Origin of the sequence: Frigoribacterium sp. Leaf44 (assembly GCF_001421865.1) — a bacterium.
Lineage (GTDB): Bacteria > Actinomycetota > Actinomycetes > Actinomycetales > Microbacteriaceae > Frigoribacterium.
Window position 1 is genome coordinate 35,900 of record NZ_LMLG01000005.1, and the last position, 6,352, is coordinate 42,251.

The window sequence follows — 6,352 nt, forward strand, 5'->3', positions numbered from 1 at the left end:
ATGTAAGGAAGCGCCGCCAGTTCCCAGAGAGGCTGGTGACAATGGAGGCGCGGTGCACGTCGTTCACCGCGCCTCCTCCGCTCTCCCTCTCACCACCGGAGCACCGTGCACCTGCTGTCCGTCTTCAGCCTGCGCAACCGCGCGCTGATCGCCCTCGTCACCATCGTCGTCGCCGTCTTCGGTGGCATCGCCCTCACCTCGCTCAAGCAAGAGCTCGCACCGAACGTGCAGTTCCCGCAGATCGCGATCGTCAGCTCGTACCCGGGTGCCACGCCCGAGGTCGTGAACGAGGACGTCTCGACCCCGATCGAGCAGGCCGTCCAGATCATCCCCGGCCTCGAGGGCACCTCGGCGACCTCGAGCACCTCGCAGAGCACGGTGTCGGCCGAGTTCACCTACGGCACCGACCTCGACTCGGCCGAGCAGAAGATCCAGTCGGCGATCAACCGGCTCTCGCTGCCCGACTCGGTCGACACCCAGGTCGTCACGGGCAGCCTCGACGACCTGCCGGTCATCCAGATCGCCGTCACCGGCTACGACTCGGCCGACTCGCAGGCCCTGGTCGACCGGCTGACCACCGTCACGGTGCCCGACCTGCAGAAGCTCGACGGCGTCCGCGAGGCGTCCATCTACGGCGACGCCGGCCAGCGCGTCACCATCTCGCCCGACCAGACGGCGCTCACCGCCGCGGGGTTGACGACCGCCTCCTTCCAGGACGCCCTCGACGCCAACGGCACGTTGATCCCCGGCGGCACCATCACGCAGGACGGCAAGACCCTGTCGATCCAGGCCGGGCAGCGGATCACCAGCGTCGACGAGATCCGCGCCCTGCCGCTGCTCGGCGGGACCTCGGCCACCACGATCGGCGACGTCGCCGACGTGCAGCTGACCGGTGCCCCCGTCACCTCGATCAGCCGCGTCGACGGGCAGGACGCCCTCACGGTCGCCATCACCAAGACCCTCGACGCCAACACTGTCGACGTGTCGCAGACCGTCCGCGACGCCATCCCGAGCCTCGCCTCCGACCTGGGTGACGGCGTGGAGCTCACGGTCGTGTTCGACCAGGCGCCGTTCATCCAGCAGTCGATCGACGCGCTCGCCGAAGAGGGGCTGCTCGGCCTCGTGTTCGCCGTGATCGTCATCCTGATCTTCCTGCTGTCGATCCGGTCGACCATCGTCACCGCGATCAGCATCCCGACGAGCGTGCTGATCACGTTCATCGGGCTGCAGGCGGCGGACTACACGCTGAACATCCTCACCCTGGGTGCGCTGACGATCGCCATCGGCCGCGTGGTCGACGACTCGATCGTCGTCATCGAGAACATCAAGCGGCACCTCACCGCGGGCGTCGACCGGCTCGAGGCGATCAAGGTCGGCGTGCGCGAGGTGGCGGGTGCCATCACCGCGTCGACGGTCACGACCGTCGTGGTGTTCCTGCCGCTGGCGTTCGTCGGCAACATCACGGGCGAGCTGTTCCGACCGTTCGCCCTGACGGTCACCATCGCGCTCGTCGCGTCGCTGTTCGTCGCGCTCACGATCGTGCCGGTGCTGGCGTACTGGTTCCTGCGGGCGCCGAAGGCCCACAAGCACGCTCCGGGAGGCGAGGCCGCCGCCGTCGAGGGGGCGACGACCGAGTCGTTGACGACCCGCGCCTCCGACCCGTCCGACACCCGGCCGCTCGACCGCCTGCGTCGCGCGTACGTCCCCGTGCTGCGGGGCACCCTGAAGCGCCCGGTCGTGACGATCCTCGTGGCGTTGCTGATCCTGGTGGGGACGGGCGCCGTCATCCCCTTCATGAAGACGAACTTCCTCGGGGCCAGCGGGCAGAACACCTTCACCGTCACGCAGACCCTGCCGCCCGCGTCGAGCCTGCAGACGCAGTCCGACGCCGCCGACCAGGTCGAGCAGGTGCTCGAGGGCGTCGACGGCATCGAGACGGTGCAGCTGACCATCGGTTCGAGCGGAACGTCGATCGCGAGCTTCCTGGGTGGCTCGGGCGACAGCACGGTGACCTACTCGATCACCACGGACGAGAGTGCCGACCAGGACGCCCTCCAGGCCGACGTCCGGTCGCAGCTGGACGACGTCACCGACGCGGGCGAGATCGAGGTGTCGGCGTCGAGCGGGTTCGGCACGAGCAACGACATCACCGTCGACGTCACGGCACCCGACCCCGACAGCCTGCAGACCGCGACGGACGCGGTGCTGACGAAGGTGCAGGGACTTCCCGGCACGGCCGAGGCCAGCTCGAACCTCCAGGCGGCCCAGCCGGTCATCGGCGTGCAGGTCGACCGCGCCGCCGCCGCGGCGCTCGGCTACAGCGAGGTCGCCGTGGGCGGCATCGTGTCGCAGGCGATCCAGCCCTTCCGGGTGGGATCGCTCGAGATCGACGACAGCTCGGTGGACGTCTACACGGTCGATCCGACACCGCCGACGACCCTCGACGAGCTGAAGGCCCTCGAGCTGCCGAGCCCGACCGGGCCCGTTCGGCTCGACTCCATCGCGACGGTCGAGCAGACGACCGGGCCGACGTCGGTCACGACGACCGACGCGGTGCGTTCGGCGACCGTGACGATCACGCCGTCGAGCGACGACCTGTCCGCCGCGGGCACCGAGGTGTCCGACGCCGTGGCCGCGGTCGAGCTGCCCGACGGGACCGACGCGACGATCGGCGGGGCGACGGCCGACCAGGCCAACGCGTTCTCGCAGCTCGGGCTCGCCGTGCTGATCGCGATCCTGATCGTCTACATCGTCATGGTGGCGACGTTCCGCAGCCTGATCCAGCCGTTGCTGCTGCTCGTGTCGATCCCGTTCGCGGCGACCGGGGCGATCCTGCTGCAGCTCGCCTCGGGCGTGCCGCTCGGTGTCGCGTCGCTGATCGGCGTGCTCATGTTGGTCGGCATCGTGGTCACCAACGCCATCGTGTTGATCGACCTGGTGAACCAGTACCGCGAGAAGGGGCTGCGCGTGCGCGAGGCGTTGCTCGAGGGGGCGTCGCGGCGGTTGCGGCCGATCCTCATGACGGCGGCGGCCACGATCTTCGCGCTCACCCCGATGGCGCTCGGCGTGACCGGGCACGGCGGCTTCATCTCGCAGCCGCTCGCCATCGTCGTGATCGGCGGGCTCGTGTCGTCCACCCTGCTGACGCTCGTGGTGCTGCCCGTCATCTACTACCTGTTCGAGCGCATCGGCGAACGCCGGGCCGACCGGCGGGCGGCGGAGGCTGCCGAGCAGGCTCCCACCCGGGTGTGACGACGGCCGGCGTGCCGCGTTCGGGCCTGGCTGTGCAATTCGCGACAACGGGCGGTCGACACGCCGCCCAGGGCAGGACCTGAGCGGCGTGTCAGCCCGGTCGTGTCGGGTTCGGTACGCCGGGATGCGGCCGGCGGGTCGGGTCCGGTACGCCGGGATGCGGCTGGCGGGTCGGGTTCGGTACGCCGGGATGCGGCTGGCGGGTCGGGTTCGGTACGCCGGGAGGCGGCCGGCGGGTCGGGTTCGGTACGCCGGGATGCGGCCGGCGGGTCGGGTTCGGTACGCCGGCAGGCAGGTCGGGTTCTGCGCTGCGGCCGGGTGGTGCGCGAGGCACGTCGGGGGGTCGACGCCGGGATGTGCCGGCAAAACGGGCGAGTCCGTGCCCGACGGGCTGACGCGCTGGCCCGTCGGGCACGAACTCGCCCGCTTCACCGCGTGACGTGGGCTCCGGTCGTCGATCGACCCGAGGAGGCGGGGCTTCCGGTTCGGGGGAGGCTCGGGTATCGTAGGTGGGTCGGCTCAAGACACCGCGCCTGTGGCGCGAGCACATCGGCACCTGCGGGTGCCGATCATGCACAGCTTTGAACAGCACGAGGGTTTGTAAGTCTTGTGGGCCGGATTCCCGTCGAGTCACGACGGGATGAATTCACGATTGTGAACGGTCCTGGTCAATGGCTGCCCGGGTATTTCTTCGCGTCATCTCTGACAAGCCCGGAAAGAACTCCTCCATGTCTCCTTACGACAACTCCCGCCCGCGCACCGACCGCACCGCCGGTGCCCCCAAGGCCGGTTCGAAGAGCCCCAAGCACCGCGGCCACCGTGCCGACGAGGCCGGGGCCCCGGCCCCCAAGAAGCGCTGGGACGCCAGCGAGCGTGCCGACCGCGGACGCCGCGAGTTCGGCACCCGCGACGGTGGCGGCAACCGTGCCCCCGGCGCCGCCCGCTCCGAGGACCGACGCCCCAACTGGGAGCCCCGCGAGAAGCCGGCCGGCGGCAACCGCTTCGGCAACCGCGACTTCGACAGCCGCAACGGCGAGCGTGGCCGTGACGCCGCGCCCCGCTTCGGCCGTGACGGTGGCCGCGAGGCCGCGCGTGGCTACGGCCGCGACGGTGGCCGCGACGCCGCCCGTGGCTCGGACCGCGGACCCCGCTCGTGGGACCGTTCGGACCGCCCGGCTCGCGACGACCGCGCTCCCCGCGACGACCGCGGCGCCCGCAGCTACGACCGCAGCGACCGTCCGGCTCGCGACGACCGTGCCCCGCGTTCGTTCGACCGGAACGACCGTCCGGCTCGTGACGATCGTGCACCCCGTAGCTTCGACCGCAGCGACCGGCCGGCTCGTGACGACCGCTCGCGTGACGACCGCGCCCCGCGCAGCTTCGACCGCAGCGACCGGCCTGCTCGTGACGACCGCGCGCCCCGTTCGTACGGTGACCGTCCCGAGCGCGGTGGCCGCGCCTCCGGCGGTTTCGACCGCGACGCCCGTCCGGCACGCAGCTTCGACCGCAGCGACCGCCCCGCTCGCGACGACCGCGCCCCGCGCAGCTTCGACCGCAGCGACCGCAGTGACCGCCCGGCCCGCGTCGGCGACCGGTCGAGCGACTTCTACCCCAAGCGCGACGCGGCGACCCACTACTCGCCCGAGGACGACGTCAAGCTCGAGAAGCTCAAGGCCGAGGTCGTCACCGCGGCCGACGTCGAGGGCGTGAGCTTCGGCGACCTGGGCCTCGGCGACAACATCGAGCGTCAGCTGGCCTCGATGGGTGCCGCGGCTCCGTTCGCGATCCAGGCCGCGACGATCCCCGACGTGCTCGCCGGGCGTGACGTGCTCGGCCGTGGCCGCACGGGCTCGGGCAAGACGATCGCCTTCGGCGCCCCGCTGGTCGAGAAGCTGATGGAGAACAACGGCGCGAAGAACCGCAAGATGGGCCGCAAGCCCCGTGCGCTGATCCTCGCCCCGACCCGTGAGCTCGCGATGCAGATCGACCGCACCGTCCAGCCCATCGCCCGCTCGGTCGGCCTCTTCACCACGCAGGTCTACGGCGGCGTGCCCCAGCAGCGCCAGGTCGGTGCGCTCAACCGCGGCGTCGACATCGTGATCGGCACCCCCGGCCGCATCGAGGACCTCATCGACCAGGGTCGCCTCGACCTGAGCGAGGTCGTCGTGACCGTGCTCGACGAGGCCGACCACATGTGCGACCTCGGGTTCCTCGAGCCGGTGCAGCGCATCATCCGGGAGACCGCCACGGTCCGCCCCGACGGCGCCCGTGCCCAGAAGCTGCTCTTCAGCGCGACGCTCGACAAGGGCGTGGCGAAGCTCGTCGACGAGTTCCTGGTCGACCCGGCTGTCCACGAGGTCGCCGGCGAAGATCAGGCCAGCGCCACGATCGACCACCGCGTGCTGCTGATCGAGCAGCGCGACAAGACCGCGGTCATCGAGCAGCTCGCCTCGGGCGGCGGCAAGACCCTGGTCTTCGCCCGCACCCGCGCCTTCGCCGAGCAGCTCGCCGACCAGCTCGAAGACGCCGGCATCCGCTCGACGAGCCTGCACGGCGACCTGAACCAGGCCCGCCGCACGCGCAACCTCCAGCTGCTCACGAGCGGCAAGGTCAACGTGCTCGTCGCGACCGACGTCGCCGCCCGCGGCATCCACGTCGACGACATCGAGCTGGTCGTCCAGGCCGACATGCCCGACGAGTACAAGACCTACATGCACCGCTCGGGCCGCACCGGCCGCGCGGGCAAGGAGGGCACCGTCGTCACGCTCATCACGCGTCAGCGCCGCCGTCGCATGGAAGAGCTGCTCGACCGCGCCGAGATCGACGCCGAGATGATCGAGGTCCGCTCGGGCGACCGCCTGATCGACCAGCTCGCGGGCGTGCAGGCGTAGCGAGCGCTCCTCGGGGCGCGCACCGCGCCTCCTGGTCTCGAACCCCGTTCCGAACGACGAACCCCGCATCTCGGGGGTTCATCGTTCGGAACGGGGTTCTTCGTCGTGCGGCCGCACCTCCTGCGACCGCGAAACCCCAGGAAGTCGCCGAGACACCCCCGCGCGACGAGGGGTCTCGGTGACTTCCGGGGGTCTCGGTGCGGCGGGGG

The 6,352-nt window shown here is 71.1% G+C and carries 2 protein-coding genes; both read left to right on the plus strand.

The genetic code is table 11. The features are described 5' to 3' along the window. Window positions 1-105: 105 nt before the first annotated feature. Complete coding sequence (locus tag ASE87_RS07500; RefSeq protein ID WP_056227256.1) at window positions 106-3,252, plus strand: efflux RND transporter permease subunit; 3,147 nt, start codon at window positions 106-108, stop codon at window positions 3,250-3,252. Between the two features lie 728 nt (window positions 3,253-3,980). Further along, entirely contained in the window at window positions 3,981-6,143 is a 2,163-nt protein-coding gene (locus ASE87_RS07505) for a DEAD/DEAH box helicase (RefSeq protein ID WP_056227258.1), read from the plus strand. Window positions 6,144-6,352: the final 209 nt, after the last annotated feature.

Bases quoted from the DNA above. Each gene is read 5' to 3' on its own strand.
- ASE87_RS07505 (WP_056227258.1), top strand. From the start codon at position 3,981: ATGTCTCCTTACGACAACTCCCGCCCGCGCACCGACCGCACCGCCGGT.